18 protein-coding genes are annotated in these 16314 nt (G+C 67.4%); 10 read left to right on the top strand and 8 right to left on the bottom strand.

The features are described 5' to 3' along the window. Window positions 1-331: 331 nt before the first annotated feature. The 3 genes from lepA to FGU64_RS17865 all read right to left on the bottom strand — a co-directional run bounded on the left by lepA (window position 332) and on the right by FGU64_RS17865 (window position 3384). Window positions 332-2146, bottom strand: a complete 1815-nt coding sequence (gene lepA, locus FGU64_RS17875; RefSeq protein ID WP_139954394.1) for a translation elongation factor 4 — start codon at window positions 2144-2146, stop codon at window positions 332-334. A 64-nt stretch (window positions 2147-2210) separates the two neighbouring features. Then, entirely contained in the window at window positions 2211-2846 is a 636-nt protein-coding gene (locus FGU64_RS17870; RefSeq protein WP_139954393.1) for an NrsF family protein, read from the bottom strand. A gap of 1 nt (window position 2847) precedes the next feature. Then, window positions 2848-3384, bottom strand: coding sequence for a sigma-70 family RNA polymerase sigma factor (locus FGU64_RS17865; RefSeq protein WP_139954392.1), 537 nt, complete (start codon window positions 3382-3384; stop codon window positions 2848-2850). 197 nt (window positions 3385-3581) lie between these two features. Between FGU64_RS17865 and FGU64_RS17860 the strand changes: the two genes are divergently transcribed. Beyond that, window positions 3582-3920: a hypothetical protein gene (locus FGU64_RS17860; RefSeq protein ID WP_139954391.1), complete on the top strand. Its 339-nt coding sequence runs from the start codon at window positions 3582-3584 to the stop codon at window positions 3918-3920. Between the two features lie 143 nt (window positions 3921-4063). Then, window positions 4064-4780 (top strand): peptide-methionine (S)-S-oxide reductase MsrA, encoded by a 717-nt coding sequence (gene msrA, locus FGU64_RS17855; RefSeq protein WP_139954390.1) that lies wholly within the window; start codon window positions 4064-4066, stop codon window positions 4778-4780. A gap of 502 nt (window positions 4781-5282) precedes the next feature. Here msrA and FGU64_RS17850 read toward each other — a convergent pair. Genes FGU64_RS17850 through FGU64_RS17840 form a run of 3 tightly spaced genes read right to left on the bottom strand, consistent with a single transcriptional unit; the run spans window position 5283 to window position 7280 of the window. Then, window positions 5283-6587: a glucoamylase family protein gene (locus tag FGU64_RS17850; protein ID WP_139954389.1), complete on the bottom strand. Its 1305-nt coding sequence runs from the start codon at window positions 6585-6587 to the stop codon at window positions 5283-5285. A gap of 59 nt (window positions 6588-6646) precedes the next feature. Continuing rightward, window positions 6647-6913, bottom strand: coding sequence for a PepSY domain-containing protein (locus tag FGU64_RS17845; RefSeq protein WP_136355028.1), 267 nt, complete (start codon window positions 6911-6913; stop codon window positions 6647-6649). A gap of 34 nt (window positions 6914-6947) precedes the next feature. Then, window positions 6948-7280: a hypothetical protein gene (locus FGU64_RS17840; protein WP_246671145.1), complete on the bottom strand. Its 333-nt coding sequence runs from the start codon at window positions 7278-7280 to the stop codon at window positions 6948-6950. Window positions 7281-7411: 131 nt separating this feature from the next. Between FGU64_RS17840 and FGU64_RS17835 the strand changes: the two genes are divergently transcribed. The 3 genes from FGU64_RS17835 to FGU64_RS17825 all read left to right on the top strand — a co-directional run bounded on the left by FGU64_RS17835 (window position 7412) and on the right by FGU64_RS17825 (window position 9575). Continuing rightward, window positions 7412-7741, top strand: a complete 330-nt coding sequence (locus tag FGU64_RS17835; protein WP_139954388.1) for a hypothetical protein — start codon at window positions 7412-7414, stop codon at window positions 7739-7741. A gap of 149 nt (window positions 7742-7890) precedes the next feature. Beyond that, the gene (locus tag FGU64_RS17830; protein ID WP_136354895.1) at window positions 7891-8817 is read left to right on the top strand and encodes an ABC transporter ATP-binding protein; all 927 of its coding nucleotides are present in this window, start codon (window positions 7891-7893) and stop codon (window positions 8815-8817) included. Then, on the top strand, window positions 8814-9575 hold the full coding sequence (locus FGU64_RS17825) for an ABC transporter permease (RefSeq protein WP_139954387.1): 762 nt from the start codon (window positions 8814-8816) through the stop codon (window positions 9573-9575). Before FGU64_RS17830 ends, FGU64_RS17825 begins: the two co-directional genes overlap by 4 nt. A gap of 70 nt (window positions 9576-9645) precedes the next feature. Here FGU64_RS17825 and FGU64_RS17820 read toward each other — a convergent pair whose 3' ends face one another. Further along, entirely contained in the window at window positions 9646-10686 is a 1041-nt protein-coding gene (locus FGU64_RS17820; protein ID WP_139955434.1) for a phosphatidylglycerol lysyltransferase domain-containing protein, read from the bottom strand. A 154-nt stretch (window positions 10687-10840) separates the two neighbouring features. On the opposite strand from FGU64_RS17820, the gene FGU64_RS17815 reads away from it, so the two are divergent. From FGU64_RS17815 to FGU64_RS17795, 5 genes are all read left to right on the top strand, one after another. Then, window positions 10841-11992, top strand: coding sequence for an NAD(P)/FAD-dependent oxidoreductase (locus FGU64_RS17815; RefSeq protein ID WP_139954386.1), 1152 nt, complete (start codon window positions 10841-10843; stop codon window positions 11990-11992). Beyond that, entirely contained in the window at window positions 11993-12331 is a 339-nt protein-coding gene (locus FGU64_RS17810) for a hypothetical protein (RefSeq protein ID WP_139954385.1), read from the top strand. Beyond that, window positions 12328-13053: a phosphatase PAP2 family protein gene (locus tag FGU64_RS17805; protein WP_139954384.1), complete on the top strand. Its 726-nt coding sequence runs from the start codon at window positions 12328-12330 to the stop codon at window positions 13051-13053. Before FGU64_RS17810 ends, FGU64_RS17805 begins: the two co-directional genes overlap by 4 nt. A 90-nt stretch (window positions 13054-13143) precedes the next feature. Continuing rightward, a complete protein-coding gene (locus tag FGU64_RS17800; protein WP_139954383.1) occupies window positions 13144-13395 on the top strand; it encodes a helix-turn-helix transcriptional regulator in 252 nt (83 codons plus the stop codon). Between the two features lie 164 nt (window positions 13396-13559). After that, window positions 13560-15284, top strand: coding sequence for a SulP family inorganic anion transporter (locus FGU64_RS17795; RefSeq protein WP_139954382.1), 1725 nt, complete (start codon window positions 13560-13562; stop codon window positions 15282-15284). On the opposite strand, the gene FGU64_RS17790 is transcribed toward FGU64_RS17795, so the two are convergent. Beyond that, complete coding sequence (locus FGU64_RS17790; protein WP_136354882.1) at window positions 15281-16111, bottom strand: YiiX/YebB-like N1pC/P60 family cysteine hydrolase; 831 nt, start codon at window positions 16109-16111, stop codon at window positions 15281-15283. The two genes, FGU64_RS17795 and FGU64_RS17790, sit on opposite strands and share 4 nt — an antisense overlap. Window positions 16112-16314 lie beyond the last annotated feature (203 nt).

The raw sequence follows: 16314 nt of genomic DNA, 5'->3' as shown, positions 1-16314 counted from the left end.
ACTACGGCGACGCGAAGGATACGGTCATCGCGTTCGGGTATGAGCCTGAAGCGCCGTTCGACCTCAACATGACCGGGGTCGCTCGTGCTCCATTCCGGTTCGCGAGCGGTTCGTTCAACCCAACGGCGCTCGATTTCCCGTTCACGAATTCCTGTCGCGGCATGCGCCGTATAGAAAATTGGCTTTAGGGAGTTCATATCAAACAGCCCGTAGGAATATTATCATACTCCTGCCAGACTACAACGCATCTTACAAGATTGTTTTCTCTCCAAATGCAATCAGGAGTTGATTTCCTGAGGGGAAACCAGAAACGGTGGCGGCGGGCAGCGGCTCAGTTATCCCCCATCTTAAGCGCCTCGATAAACGCCGCCTGCGGGATGTCCACCTTGCCGAACTGGCGCATGCGCTTCTTGCCCTCTTTCTGCTTGTCGAGCAGCTTGCGCTTGCGGGAGACGTCGCCGCCGTAGCATTTGGCGGTGACGTCCTTGCGCAGGGCCGAGATCGTCTCGCGGGCGATGATGCGGCCGCCGATGGCCGCCTGGATCGGGATCTTGAACATGTGCTGCGGGATCAGCTCCTTCAGCTTCTCCACCATGGCGCGGCCGCGCTTTTCCGCCGCCGTGCGGTGGACCAGCATGGAGAGCGCGTCGACCGGCTCGTCGTTGACCAGGATCGACATCTTGACGAGGTCGCCCTCGCGGTAGTCGGTCAGGTGGTAGTCGAAGGAGGCGTAGCCCTTGGAGATCGACTTCAGCCGGTCGTAGAAGTCGAAGACGACTTCGTTCAGCGGCAGGTCGTATTGCAGCATGGCGCGCTTGCCGACGTAGGAGAGGTCGACCTGGATGCCGCGCCGGTCCTGGCACAGTTTCAGGATACCGCCGAGATAGTCGTCGGGCGTGAGGATGGTGGCGCGGATCCACGGCTCCTCGATGGAGGCGATCTTGACGACGTCCGGCATGTCGGCCGGGTTGTGCAGTTCCTTCGTCGTGCCGTCGTTGAGGTTCATGCGGTAGACGACCGAGGGCGCGGTGGCGATCAGGTCGAGGTCGAACTCGCGCTCCAGCCGCTCCTGGATGATCTCCAGGTGCAACAGGCCGAGGAAGCCGCAGCGGAAACCGAAGCCGAGCGCGGCAGACGTTTCCATTTCATAGGAGAAGGAGGCGTCGTTCAAACGCAGCTTGCCGACGGCGGCGCGCAGGTCCTCGAAGTCGGCGGCGTCGACCGGGAACAGGCCGCAGAAAACGACCGGCTGCGCCGGCTTGAAGCCCGGCAGGGCCTTCGCGGTCGGGCGGCGGTCCTCGGTGATGGTGTCGCCGACGCGGGTGTCGGCCACCTCCTTGATGGAAGCGGTGATGAAGCCGAACTCGCCGGGGCCGATCTCGTCGGCCTGCACCATCTTGGGCGTGAAGAAGCCGGTGCGCTCGACCGGGTATTTCGCGCCGGTGCCCATCATGCGGATGGTCTGGCCCTTCTTCAGCACGCCGTCGATGACGCGTACCAGAACGATGACGCCGAGATAGGCGTCGTACCAGGAGTCGACCAGCATGGCCTTGAGGGGGGCCGAGGCGTCGCCTTCGCGCGGCGGCGGAAGCTGGTGGACGATGGCCTCCAGCACGGCGTCGATGTTGAGGCCGGTCTTGGCCGAGATTTCCACCGCGTTCGAGGCGTCGAGCCCGATGACCTCCTCGACCTGCTCCTTGATGCGCTCCGGCTCGGCCGCCGGCAGGTCGATCTTGTTCAGCACCACGACGATCTCGTGGTTGTTGTCGATGGCCTGGTAGACGTTGGCCAGCGTCTGCGCCTCGACGCCCTGGCTGGCGTCGACCACCAGCAGCGAGCCTTCGCAGGCGGCGAGCGAGCGCGACACCTCGTAGGCGAAGTCGACGTGGCCGGGCGTGTCGATGAGGTTGAGGACGTAGTTCTCGCCGTCCCTGGCGCGGTAGTTCAGGCGCACGGTCTGCGCCTTGATGGTGATGCCGCGCTCCTTCTCGATGTCCATATTGTCGAGCACCTGCTCCTTGCCGGCCATCTCGCGCGCGTCGAGACCGCCGGTCAGCTGGATCAGCCGGTCTGCGAGTGTCGACTTGCCATGGTCGATATGGGCGACGATGGAGAAGTTGCGGATGTGGGAAAGCGGCGTTGTCATGGTGCGCGGCCTTTAGCAGGGGGGCGGTGCGGCGGCAAGCGGCAGCGGACTCGCCGGCGCATCCCTACCAGCGCAGAAGGCGCCGGCCGAGCGCCGCGCCCAGCAAGGCGAGCACGGCGATGGCGATGCCGTACCAGGTCGCCACGAAGAAGGGCGAATCGTCGGTGCAGTGGGCGGCGTAGAACAGCGCGCCGATGCCGCCGGCCAGAAGCCCGGCGACGGCGCCGGCCAGGGCGGGACTCGTCGGCGCGCCGCGGCGCAGCGCCGCCAGGAACAGCGCCAGCGGGCCGGCGCCGATCAGCGGGATGGAGGCGAGGCAGACGAGGTTGTTGGTGCCGATCCAGCGCGCCGCCCAGTCCACCCGGGGAATGGCGGCGAATTCGCCGAGCACGGCGACGGCGATGATCGCCGGGGCGAGCAGCAGCAGCGGCATGGCGCGGTTCTTGGCGCCCGGCCGCAGCAAAGCCGGCAGGCAGGCGAAGGCGGTGGCGGCGAGCACGCCGGTGACGACGAACTTGAGCAGGAAGCGCGGCGTGGCGGCGGCCGCCATGAAATCGGGGCGCGGGCCGAGCACGGCGAAGAAGACGACGGCGGCGACCAGCAAAGCCGGCAGCAGCGCGCCGGCCAGCGTCGCCGCAAGCGACGGCCCGGCGGCGCGCGCATCCCGCGCCAGGGCCTTGATGAGGTCCTCGGTTTCCATCTCAGGGCTTCCCGAAGCGGGCGGCGATGGCCGCCAGCCCGCGATGGAAGGCGACGCGCACGGCGCCCTCGCTCATGTCAAGCGCGCGGGCGGTGTCAGCGATCGAGCAGCCCTCGACCGAGATCGAGGAGACGACCGCCTTCTGCGCCGGCGTCAGCGCCTCGATCGCCCGGCCGATGTCGCGGCGGCTGGCGCTTTCCGTCTCCGGCTCGGCCAGCGTCTCGGAGAACGCCTCTATGTCGACCTCCTTCGCCCGCCCCGAGCGCCGGAATGCGTCGATCATCTTGAAGCGCGCGATGGCGAACACCCATGGCAGCACGGGCGCGTCCTGCCGCCAGGTGTGGCGCTTCAGGTGGATCGCCAGCAGCGTTTCCTGCACGATGTCCTCGGCATCGGCGCCGCCCAGCGCCATGCGGCGGCGGGCGAAGGCGCGCACGCGCGCGGCGACGTTTTCCAGAAACGCCGCATAGGCCCGCTCGTCGCCGGCGATCGATGCCCTCAGCAAATCCGCAAGCTCCTCTTCGCCGGCGCTGCGCACGCAGTCGTCTCCCTGTGCTTCGGCGGTTGCCGCCCGTTGTTACGGCCTCGGCGGAAATTATCCAAGCAACGGCGCGATCACGCATCCGTGTAGCACGGCTACGGTAACATCCGCCGCCCGCCGCCGAAATCCCGGCCATGAGCAAGGCGATCTTGCCATCGCCCGGACCGGGCGCCCCGACGACACAGGAGACCACGATGACCCTTTCCGCCCGGATCACGTCCGCCGCCTTCGCCCTCGCCCTCGCCTCGTCGGCGCTGGGACTTGCGAGCAACGCCTTTGCCGATGACGCGATGAAGCCCACCGCGATGAGTTCCGACGAGATGACGGCCGACTGCAAGGCGAAGGCCGGCATGGAGAGCGATAGCATGAAGAAGGACGAGGCGATGAAAGCCTGCGACGACATGGCTATGAAAGACGGGGCGATGAAGGATGGCGCCATGAAGTCCGACACCGACTCGATGAAGAGCGGCTCGATGAAAACCGATACGATGAAACCGGCGGACGGAGCGATGAAGCCGGCGTCCTCGAACTGAGCCGGAGCGGTCCGGGGCCGGTCGCGGGCCGATCCCGCCTCCGGTTGGTGGGCCGCCGCAACGCACGAAATCGTGACGCGTCCGTCAGCGCCGATGCGTCGTATAATCCTTCGAGATCAGCCGCAAAGAGAGCGGAGCCAGCCATGTCGATATCCGGAATTTCCCCGTCCCGCTGCATCCTTGCCGCGGCCGCCGTCGTCGCCGCCTTCGCGGTGTGGCAGGCACCTGCCCTTTCCAGCGAGGAAGCGGTGAGGATCCCGCCGCCGGCGCAGGACGAGAAGGCCGCCGCCGGCACCGAAAAGGCCGTTTTCGCCGGCGGCTGCTTCTGGGGCGTGCAGGGCGTGTTCCAGCACGTCAAGGGCGTCAAGGACGCCGTCTCCGGCTATGCCGGCGGCGCGAAGAAGGACGCCGAGTACGAGACGGTCGGCACCGGCGCCACCGGGCATGCCGAATCGGTCGAGATCACCTACGATCCGGCTGAAGTGACCTACGGCCAGTTGCTGCAGGTCTATTTCTCGGTGGCGCACAACCCGACCGAGCTCAACTTCCAGGGGCCGGACCACGGCCCGCAATACCGCTCGACCATCTTCGCGGCGAACGCCGAGCAGAAGGCCATCGCCGAGAGCTACATCGCCCAGCTCGGCAAGGCCAGGCTGTTTTCCGGCCCGATCGTGACGACGATCGAGACCGGCAAGACGTTCTATCCGGCCGAGGACTACCATCAGGACTTCCTGACGCGGAACCCGACCTATCCCTACATCGTCTACAACGACCTGCCGAAGATCGAGAACCTGAAGGCGCTGTTCCCGACGCTCTACAGCGACAAGCCGGTGCTGGTGATGGCCGACGCCAAGGGGTGAGCGGTTCGTGAAGCGAACGGAACGCCCAGAGCGAAAGCGAAGGGCCGGAGGCGGCCGGGCCGTTCAGTCTCGGCCGCCTCCGGCCCGGCCTTGCCGGGTCGAGCGGCGGGCCGCGCCCGTCCTTCGGACCCTACAAGCGGGAGGGAGAGGAAGACTTCATGATCCCGTTGAACATCGCCAAGGCTGACGTGCTGTAGAGCCGCAACATCCCCCTCTCCGTCTCGGCTTCGCCGAGCCACCTCTCCCCCACTTCGTGAGGGCGAGGATAGGCGTCCAGCTTGGCTCCGATCCTCGCCCCATGAAATGGGGAGAGGTGGCGCGCGAAGCGCGACGAAGAGGGGGGAGCGCCGCAGGCGATAGCCTTGCTCCTTATGGGAAAAGGTTGGCGCGCGCAGTGCGACCGCCCACTAGTGGACGATTCGCATCAAGCCGCCGCCCGCTCCACACGCTGGAAACGGACATGGCCGCCGTTGAGGAAGCGGGCCTTGTCGAAGGCGAAACCTCAGGCCTTGTCCAGCCAGCCGCCGGTGAAGCCGGCGCGTTTCAGGCCGGTGACGATCGGACGGCAGGAGCGCATGAGCCGCCACAGGAAATCCGAACGGTGGTTCTCGATCATCAGCGGGATCGGCCCCTGGTTGATGCCGACATGGTCGGGCGCCACCCAGCCCGGCTCGCCATCGGCGGCGAAGGTGGGATTGTAGCTGGCGGTGAAGCCGTAGGGATTGCCGTTCTTCAGGCCGATGGCATGGAAGTGGCGCAGCGCCGGCATGACGATTTCCGGCGCAAACGGCAGCGAGGCCGCCGCCGCCCATGGCGACAGCGTGCCGTCGTCGGGGCCGTGCGGCGCGCCGCGCGAGCCGTAGCTGAAGAACCGCCGCTCGACGCCGTCGACCATCCGGCGCGCCGGGCCTGGGCCGTCGCTTGCGGTGACGCCCCAGGCATTCTCATGATAGCCGCGCAGGCGGCGCGGGTTGCGGATGGCGTATTCGCGGTGGACATAAGTGGCGCGGCGGCTGTTCTCGAAATAGTCGCTGCCGTGCTCGCGCATGAAGGCGTCGCGGATGCCGCGGAAATCGATCCACACATGCGACATCTGGTGGATGAACAGCGGCCCGGCATAGGCCATGCCGTGCCCGTAGACATTCATCCAGCGATAGCCGGCGAGCCAGCCTTCGTAGCTTTGCGGCGGCAGCGGGAAGGTCGGCGAGCCGAGGCCGAGGACATAGAGGATCAGCGCCTCGTCGTAGCCCTCCCAGCGGTAGCGCAGGAAGCCGCGCTCCGGCCGCCAGCCGTGGGTGACGGTGGTGCCGCCGTTCTGCGCCCATTGCCAATCGACGCGGCGATAGAGCGCGTCCGACAGGGCGCGGATCTCGGCCTCGGCCCCATCGTCGGCGCGGAAATATTCCCCCGCCACCAGAACGCCGGCGATCAGCAGGGCGGTGTCGATGGTGGAAAGTTCGCATTTCCACACCCGCCGGCCGTGCTCCATGTCGAGGAAATGATAGTAGAAGCCGCGATGGCCGGTGGCGTGCCGTTCGGGACCATGCGGCGCGTTCAGGAAAAAGCGCAGGGTGGCAAGCGTGCGCTGCACGGCCGCCTGCCGGCTCATCAGGCCGCGCTCGACGCCGAGCGGATAGGCCGACAGCGCCAGCCCCGTCGCGGCGATGCTGGCCGGCGCGCCAGGCCGCGTGCGGTCGGCGACGAGGCCGTTTGCCGGATTGGCCTCCTTCAGGAAATAGTCGAAGGCGAGCCGCAGGATATCATCCAGCAGCGCGTCATCGGCCGAAGTATGGGCGAAGGCATCCATGCCTGCCGGTATAGCCGCTTCGCCGCGCCGGCACAGTCAAACGTCGGTGAATTCCACCGCTACTGGAGGCTTTTCGTCTCACCGGAGACCGGGTCGAACTTGATCTCCACCTTGGCGTTGTCGGTGGTGTAGTAGGTCACCTCATAGCCGCCGTCGTCCCAGTCGACCTCGCCGATGTAGCGGAAGTCCGGCCGCTGCTCGACCTTGGCGATGATCTCGGAAAGCTTCTTGCTGTTCTGCGGCGGTTCGCGCATGGCCTGCTGGGCTGCGGCGGTGCCGGCCAGCGTCAGGGACAGGGCGGCGGCGGCGATCATCGGCTTCAGCATGTTTTCCCTCGTCGGTTTGGCGGTGCCTTGCAGTCTACTCGGGCTCGTAGCGCGTGCCCAGCCCACCCATGTCGCGGCGTATGGCGCGCTCCTCCTCGTCGTCGGGCAACGCCTCGTCGCTTTCCTGATCGGGATTGTCGTCGTCCTCCTCGGGCAATTCCTCGTCCTGCGCGGTATCGGGGCGGCCCTCCGCGTCTTCCGGCACGCCGTCGGCCGCTATCGGCGCCCCTTCCAGCGCGTCCCAATCCTGCTCGGCCGGTTCGGGCGCCTCGGCGTCGACGCCGGCCGGGATATCGGGGCGGGAAGGCCTGTCGAACCGGCTTCGGTCGACCGGCGCCCTGCGCGGTCCTTCTTCGTCGGGTCTCATCTCACGCTCCTGTGGCATCGACAGGCTCAACTCGCGCGCCGGCCTGTTCGTTCCCTCGCTCGTCCGCCATAGGGGGAACCATTCACGCCGACGGAGCTTTGGTCGAGGTGCAAACAAAACGGAGGCGGATCATGAAACCGCTCCTCATCGCCTGGACGGGCGCGGCCCTGCTGGCGCTGGCGCTGCCCGCCGCCGCGCAGACCGGCACCCCACAGCCCGACACGCAGCAGCCCTGCCAGGCCGAGCCCGAGCAGAAACAGGACCAGCAGCAGAAGACGAATGGCGAGGAGCAGCAAAGCGCCGGCAAGGACAGCCTGACCGGGAAGCTCGCGCCCTGCGGCGGCGTGCTCCAGCCGCCGCCAACCGGCGACAGCGAAGCGACCAAGCCGGCGCCGGACGAAGGCAACACGCCGGTCATCAGGCCGGGCGAAGTGCCGCCGCAGCCGCCGAAGCAGCAATAGGCCGCCGGCACCGATTGCCGGCCATGGCAGGCGCACGCCGGCCCCTCGCCGGCGGCGGGAGATGTCAGCAGGCGCCTTGAAATCCGGTTGCGCGATCCGACATTCGGGGCCACAAGCGCGAATCCATTTTTCACGAAGTCCTTTTAGCCATGCAGCCCATCATCTCCATTGCCGGCGTGTCGAAAACCTATGCCACCGGTTTCACCGCGCTGAAGGACATCAACCTGGAGATCAGGCGCGGCGAGATCTTCGCCCTGCTCGGCCCCAACGGCGCCGGCAAGACGACGCTGATCTCCATCGTCTGCGGCATCGTCAACCGCTCGTCCGGCACGGTGACGGTGGACGGCCACGACATCGGCAGCGACTACCGCGCCGCGCGCAGCCTGATCGGGCTGGTGCCGCAGGAGCTGACGGTGGAGACCTTCGAGACGGTGAAAAACGTGCTCGCCTTCAGCCGCGGCCTGTTCGGCAAGAAATCCGACCCGGCGCTGGTCGAGAAGGTGCTGAAGGACCTGTCGCTGTGGGACAAGCGCGACTCCAAGATCATCACGCTGTCGGGCGGCATGAAGCGGCGCGTCATGATCGGCAAGGCGCTCGCCCACGAGCCGCAGATCCTGTTCCTCGACGAGCCGACGGCAGGCGTCGACGTCGAGTTGCGCAAGGACATGTGGGCGCTGGTGCGCGGCCTTCGCGATGCCGGCGTTACCATCATCCTGACCACGCACTACATCGAGGAAGCCGAGGAGATGGCCGACCGCGTCGGCGTCATCAACAAGGGTGAGATCGTGCTGGTGGAGGAAAAGACCGAGCTGATGCGCAAGCTCGGCCGCAAGCAGCTCATCGTGCAGCTGCGCGAGCCGCTCAAGGCTGTGCCGGAGGCGCTGGGCGCCTACCGGCTGGAGCTTTCGGGCGACGGCAATGCGCTCACCTACACCTACGACAACCAGGCCGAGCGGCCGGGCGTCGCCTCGCTGCTGCGCGACCTGGAAAGCGCCGGCGTCGCCTTCCGGGACATCGACACCGAGGCGAGCTCGCTGGAAGAGATCTTCGTCAACCTGGTGAGGAAGACGCCATGAATTTTCGCGCCGTATGGGCGATCTACAGGGTGGAGATGGCGCGCACGCTGCGCACGCTCCTGCAAAGCGTGATCTCGCCGGTCATCTCGACCTCGCTCTACTTCGTCGTCTTCGGCGCGGCCATCGGCTCGCGCATCTCGGAGATCAACGGCATCAGCTACGGCGCCTTCATCGTGCCGGGGCTGATCATGCTCTCGCTGCTCACCCAGTCGATCTCCAACGCCTCCTTCGGGATCTATTTCCCGAAGTTCATCGGCACCATCTTCGAAATCCTGTCGGCGCCCGTCTCCTATCTGGAGGTGGTGCTGGCCTATGTCGGCGCGGCGACGACGAAATCCGTAGCGATCGGGCTCATCATCCTGGCCACCGCCGCCCTGTTCGTCGACCTCCACATCGAGCACCCGTTCTGGATGGTCGCCTTCCTCATCCTGACGGCGGTGACGTTCTCGCTGTTCGGCTTCATCATCGGCATCTGGGCGGCGAATTTCGAACAGCTGCAACTGGTGCCGCTCTTGATCGTCACGCCGCTGACCTTCCTCGGCGGCTCGTTCTATTCCATCGACATGCTGCCGGGCGCCTGGCGCACGATCACGTTGTTCAACCCGGTGGTCTACCTGGTGAGCGGCTTCCGCTGGGCCTTCTTCGGCCATGGCGACGTGTCGGTGACGATCAGCCTTGCCATGACGCTGGTGTTCCTGGCCGCCTGCATCGGCGTCATCGCCTGGATATTCCGCACGGGATACCGGCTCAGGACCTGACAAATCCCGTGAGGTCGGGCTGCAAACGGCGTTCGGCTGCGCTCCGACCTGACGGGATTTCAACTGAAGTTCAGATCGCCTTGACCAGCCTGAGCAACGCCAGCATGCCGAAGGCGCTGCCCTTCGGGAAGGCGATGTAGACGGGCTCTTCCTCACCATGGAAGCGGCGCTTGAAGGCCGCCTGCCCCTGCAGGTTGAAGCGGGTGCGGTTGACGAAGCCGGAGCGGAAGGCGCGCTCGAAGGCGGAACGCCACAACGCGCTTTCGGCAAAGCCGCTGGGGCCGATGTCTGCCAGAGGCGACAGGCCGAGCGTGACGGCCGGCACACCCTCGGCGCGAAAACGGTCGACGGAAAACTTGGTCAGGCCGACCTCGGCATGCGGCGTGGCATCGGCGACCTTGCGCTTGAAGGCGGTGGTGTAGCCGACGACCTCGCCGTCGCGGAACATCGGGTCGTAGTCGAGCAGCGCCACCAGCCTGCGGTCGCCGTCGAGCAGCACGAAGCGGCGCATCAGCGGCCCCGGCGTGACGAGGAACGGCCGGTTGAGGAAGGCCATCTCGCGGCGGCTGACGATGCGGCCCGAGCGCCATTCGGCCGACAGCGCCTCGACGTCGGCGGGCGAAACCAGCGTTCCGTCGTCCTCGGCCAGTGTAAAACCCTTCTTGCCCAGCCAGCGCTCGGAATAGCGCACGGTCTCGTTGCGCTTGCCGGAAAAATCGGACGCCGGCAGCGGCAGCGCCGTGTCGAAGCCCATGCGGTTCACGAGATAGCCGAGGCCGGCCAACGTCTCGGCCGTGCGCGCGCCGACCTGCACGAACCACGGGGTGCCGGCGGCCTCGACGAAGCGGGCGAGCAGGCCGGCGCGCTGGGTCGGATCGGCAACGGGATCGGCAAGGACGAAATGCCGGCCCATCTTCGTCTGGAAGGCGATGTAGCCGTCCTCGTCGCCGAAATAGGACAGGCCGGCCTGCGTGGCGGTCGAATAGGCGAGCGAGAAATCGCCATGCCGGGCCAGAAGGTCCAGCCGCCGGCGCTCGCTCAACCCGATCGTCGGCACCGGCGGGGCGCGGCTGTCCAGCCAATCGTCCACGCGTGTGCGAAGCGAAGCCATCATCCACTCTTCGACTGCATGCAAGCGGCAGAAAGTCTCAAGATACCGGAATCAGCGCCATGCACATTGCTCTGCGGCAAGTCTTGGCATATTCGCTCGCCCTGATGAAGAGCCAAGATAAACCGGCAAACGAGACGCAGGAGATTTCGCGCCGATGACAGCAGCCGAACCGGTGATCGTGATCGGCGCCGGCGCATCGGGGCTGGCGGCGGCCGATGCGCTGTCGCGGCGCGGCCTGCCGGTCGTCGTCCTCGAAAAGGAAGCGCATGTGGCCGGCCCGTGGCGGCATCGCCACCAGCGGCTGTCCCTCAACACCCATCGCGCCTTTTCCAGCCTGCCGGGCCTTCCCTATCCACCGGGAACCCCGGCCTTCCCGTCGCGCGAGCAGGTGATCGCCTATCTGGAGCGCTATGTGGGCGAACGCGGGCTGACGGTCGAATTCGGCTTCGAGGTCGCCGGGATCGAGCGCGACGGCACGGGCTGGACCCTTCGTTCGACCGACCGCAGGCAGCGCCATGCCGGGCATGTCGTCTTCGCCACCGGCCACGACAAGGTGCCGTGGACGCCCGACTGGCCGGGCGCGGCCGGCTTTCCCGGCCGCATCGTTCACGCCGCCGATTTCGGCCGCCGCGAGGACTATGCCGGCAGGCGCGTGCTGGTCGTCGGCGCCGGCAATTCCGGCTTCGACGTGCTCAATCACCTCAGCGACGGTACGGCTGAGAAGATATGGTTGTCGGTGCGGCAGGGACCGTCGCTCCTGCCCAAGCGCATCGGTCACGTCGCCGTGCATCGCTTCGCCGGTTTCATGGATATCCTGCCGACCGCGGTCACCGACCTGGCCATCGCCGCCACGCAGCGCGCGGTGCTGGGTGACCTTCGCCGCTTCGGCGTGCCGAAGGCGCCGCACGGCGGCGCGACGCGGCTGCGCGACGAACAGATCGCCATTCCCGTCGACGACGGCGCCGTCGCCGCCATGCGGGCCGGCAAGATCGGCATCGTGGCGCCGCTGGCCCGCTTCGACGGCGACCGGGCGATACTGGCCGACGGCGGCGCGCTCGACGCCGACGTGGTGATCGCCGCCACCGGCTACCGCACCGGGCTGGAAACGCTGCTCGGCGGGCTTGGCGTGCTCGACGAGGCGACCGGCCGACCGCTGGCGAGCGGCGGTCAGCCGACGGGTCAGAAAGGGCTCTGGTTCACCGGCATGAAGCCGACCATCATGGGCCATTTCCACAGCGCGACGGTCGAGGGCCGGGCGCTCGCGGCTGCGATCGCGGCGGAAAACAAAGGGGTTGGGGGAACCTGAATGAGCTTCTGGGGGTTGGTGCAAATCGGCGTCTCGACCGCGATCTTCCTGCTCGCGGCGACGGCGGCCAAGCAATGGGGGCTGGCGCCGAGCCTCGGCAAGCTCATCTGGACGCTGGCGCTCTATACGCTCGGCAACCTGGTGATGCTCAGGCTGATCCGCGAGTTCGGCATGTCGATCTCGCTCAGCCTTTCGGCGGTGATCCAGCTCGTCGCCGTCAACGTCATCGCGCTCGCCTTCTACAGTGAGAAGCTCAACACATTGCAGGGAGCGGGCGTCGCGCTGGCCGTCGTCTCGGTGGCGCTGATCACGCTCGGGCCCTATCTGCAAGGCCGATGACGCAGGGCACGCACGAGACGGAAGCTGAGAAGGCCAGCGCCTCGGGCCGCTGGATCGAATTCGACATCCTGCTCGCCGGGCTGACGATCGCGCTGGCGCTATGGGGCTTCGTCGAACTGGTGGAAGTGGCGCGCGATACCGCTCCGCACGCCTTCGACACGCAGATCCTGCTCGCCTTCCGCGAAGCCGGGCATCCCGACAATCCCATCGGGTCGGCGCGGCTGGAGGGGGCCGTGCGCGACATCACTGCGCTCGGCAGCACCAGCGTGCTGGTTCTGGTCACGGCTGCGGCGGTAGTCTACCTGCTCCTGGCCGGCCGGCGCGCCACGGCGCTGTTCGTTTTCGCGGCGGTGGCCGGCGGCCAGGTGCTGGCCAGCCTCGCCAAGCTCGAGGTCGACCGGCCGCGGCCGGAACTGGTATCGCATCTCGTCACCGAGACCTCGCTGTCCTTCCCCAGCGGCCACGCCATGCTGTCGGCCGTCACCTATCTCACCCTGGGAACGCTGGCGGCGCGTTTCGTGCGCGGCCGGGCGACCAAAATCTACCTCCTGTCGCTGGCGGTGCTGGTGACGCTGATGGTCGGCATCAGCCGTGTCTACCTCGGCGTGCACTGGCCTTCCGACGTGCTGGCGGGCTGGTGCGCCGGCTTCGCATGGGCCATGCTGTGCTGGTTGGCGGCGCGGCTGCTGCAGCGGCGCAGGACGGTGGACGAGGGCGAATGATCCGGTATCGTTTATCTATATTCATGTTTGACACATCATTATGATAGTATTATACATGCATCTCGCAGACTCAGACGGGAGTTCTGACCGGTGATCACGGCAGCGCAGATGCGCGCCGCCAGGGCGCTGGCCGGCATCGACCAGAAGACGCTCGCCGAGCGCGCCGGCGTCTCCTTGCCGACCATCCAGCGCATGGAGGCGAGCGACGGCGTCGTGCGTGGCGTGGTCGACACGCTGATGAAGGTCATCCAGGCGCTCGACGAGGCCGGGGTGGAGCTGATCGGCGAGAACCAGGCCAGCGATCGCGGCGGACGGGGCGTACGCCTCAAGGCCGGCACCTAGGCAGGATTCCCGTTCGCAAGTCGGCAGAAGCAGCGATTCCCGGAAAAGCGGCCCCGGTTTTCCGTCCGGAATTGCGGCAACCAGATTAAGTCGCGACGGCGACCGCCGACCTTCAGCCTCCATGGCCAGCCGACGATCCCGCCGCTTTGGAGCGGATGGCGGGCATGAACCGGATCGACACAGCGCACAAGCCGAAGGGTCCCAGCTTCGCGGAGCTTTTCACGCCCAAGCTGGTGACGGTGCTGCGCGAAGGCTACGGCCTGAAGCAGTTGCAGGCCGACGTGATCGCCGGGCTGACGGTGGCGATCGTGGCGCTGCCGCTGTCGATGGCGATCGCCATCGCCTCGCATGTCGAGCCGTCGCGGGGCCTGTTCACCGCCGTCGTCGGCGGCTTCCTCGTCGGCGCGCTCGGCGGCAGCCGCTTCCAGATCGGCGGTCCGGCCGGCGCCTTCATCGTGCTGGTCGCCTCGACGGTGGACCGGCACGGCGTCGACGGGCTGATCCTGGCGACGCTGATGGCGGGCTGCTTCCTCATCGCCGCCGGCTACCTGCGGCTCGGCGCCTATGTGAAGTTCATCCCCTATCCCGTCACGGTCGGCTTCACCGCCGGCATCGCCGTCATCATCCTGTCCAGCCAGCTGCACGACCTGTTCGGGCTGACGCTGGCCGGCAAGGAGCCGGGCGACCTCGTGCCACGGCTGATCGCGCTCGGCCGGGCGGCCGGCACCGTCAATCCGGCGGCCGTTGCCCTGTCCGTGCTGACGATCGCCGTCATCGTCGGGCTGAAGCGCTGGCGCCCGCACTGGCCGGGGCTGCTGATCGCCGTCGCCGCCGCTTCGGTGGCGGCTGTCCTGTTCCAGCTTCCGGTCGCCACCATCGGCAGCCAGTTCGGCGGCATCCCGCGCACGCTGCCTGAGCCGGCGCTGCCGATGCTGAGCCTCGACAAGATGCTGGCGGTGCTGCCGGACGCCTTCTCCTTCGCGCTTCTGGCGGCGATCGAATCGCTGCTGTCGGCGGTGGTGGCGGACGGCATGACCGGGCGGAGGCACCGCTCGAACTGCGAACTGGTGGCGCAGGGCGTCGCCAACATCGGCTCGGCCCTGTTCGGTGGCATCTGCGTGACCGGCCTGATCGCGCGCACGGCCACCAACATCCGCGCCGGCGCGCACGGGCCGGCGTCCGGCATCTTCCACTCGCTGTTCATCCTCCTGTTCATGCTGGTGGCCGCGCCGCTGGCCAGCTACATCCCGCTCGCCGCACTTGCCGGCGTGCTGGCGACGGTTGCCTGGAACATGGTGGAAAAGCCCGCCGTCGCCGCCCTCGTACGCTCGTCGCGGGGCGATGCGCTGGTGCTTGCCGTCACCTTCGCGCTGGTCATCTTCCGCGACCTCACCACCGGCATCGTCTTCGGCTTCGCGCTCGGCGCGCTCTTGTTCATCGGCCGCATGGCGCGCTCGGTCGCGGTGGAGGCGCACGCGCCGCAACTGGTGGACGACCGCGCCGACGACGCCAACGGCGCCCGCACCGCCTACGACCCGGCGACCGGCGCCGATCCCGACACGGTCGTCTACCGCATTTCGGGCGCCTTCTTCTTCGGCGCCGCGGCGACGGTGGCCGTCGTGCTCGACCGCATCGCCGACCAGCGCAAGAATTTTATCCTCGACTGCTCGGCCGTGCCGTTCCTCGATTCGACCGCCGCCAACGTCATCGAGGGCGCGGCGAAGAAGGCGAAGCGCGCCGGCGTGCGCTTCATCATCGCCGGGGCGTCGCCGCAGACCCGGCGCATGCTGATCACCCACGGCGTCAGGCGGCCGCTGGCGAGTTTTGCCGCCTCGGTCACCGAAGCCCGCGCGCAACTGGCCGAGCCAGCCGCGCAGACTGTTTCCTAAGGCGCTGGCGGTTGCGGTTCGGCCTGCGCCGGCTCGACCGCATTGCGTGCCGCATCGTCGCTCCAGCGCACGGCGCGGTAGTCGAAGCCGTATTCCAGCGTCGGCTTGACGATGCGGAAATAGGGCGACAGGTCGAAGTCGCGCGGCGTGTAGAGCGAATAGTGGCGAATGTGCAGGATCTCCTGCCTGGAATAGCGCGACTGCGCCGAGGCGCGCCCCGGCGCCAGCGTGATCTCCGGCAGGATGGGATAGCGGATGCGGCCATAGGCTTCGGCGATCAGCGTCGAGCAGATGGCGCGGGTCGGATCGCCGGAGCCGAAGGCGAGCATGCGGCGGCGCCAGCGCACCGGCACCGGCGGCGTCGGCATGAAATAGCGCAGCATGTCGAAGATGTTCTTCAGGTCGTAGCGCAGGCCGAGCTTGCCGACCATGAAGGAGACCACTTCTGCCCGATCCTCCGGCGACAGCCCGCTCGCCCGGCAGATGCGGGTGTTGTAGGTCTGGTAGCGCGACAGGGGAACGGCCACGCACCCCTCGCCCATAGTCACCTCGATAAGACGCGGCCGCTCCGAGCCGTCCTCGGGCTCGGGCATGGCGTCGCCGACATAGAGGGCGGCGTGCGACCATGTCGACTGGGTGAGGTACTTGATCGCCGCCGAGATTTTCTGGTTGCCCTCGACCAGCAGGATGTCGCCCGGCTGCAAGACACGGCGCAGGGTCTCGGGGTCGGAGGGCGTGTAGGGCTCGTAGCCGGAGGATTCCTCCTGCAGGCGGCCGGCGAGCCAGCGGCCGATGCGGTCGAGGACGGTTTCGGCCGGCGCGGTCATGGATCGGCTCCGGCCGTGGAATGAGTGGATATGACGCATTCCCCCACTCCGATCGGCTTCGCCGACCACCTCTCCCCCTCCGAGGGGGAGAGGAAGGGCACCAGGATTGCAAAAGGCGTTTCCTCTCCCCCGTCGAACGGGGGAGAGGTGGTTTGCGAAGCAAACCGGAGTGGGGGTCGACCCTGGCGAACGATCACCTCGCC

The sequence above is a fragment of the Mesorhizobium sp. 8 genome (genome assembly GCF_006351905.1).
Classification (GTDB): domain Bacteria; phylum Pseudomonadota; class Alphaproteobacteria; order Rhizobiales; family Rhizobiaceae; genus Mesorhizobium; species Mesorhizobium composti.
This window is presented reverse-complemented; position numbering and strand designations above follow the sequence as displayed.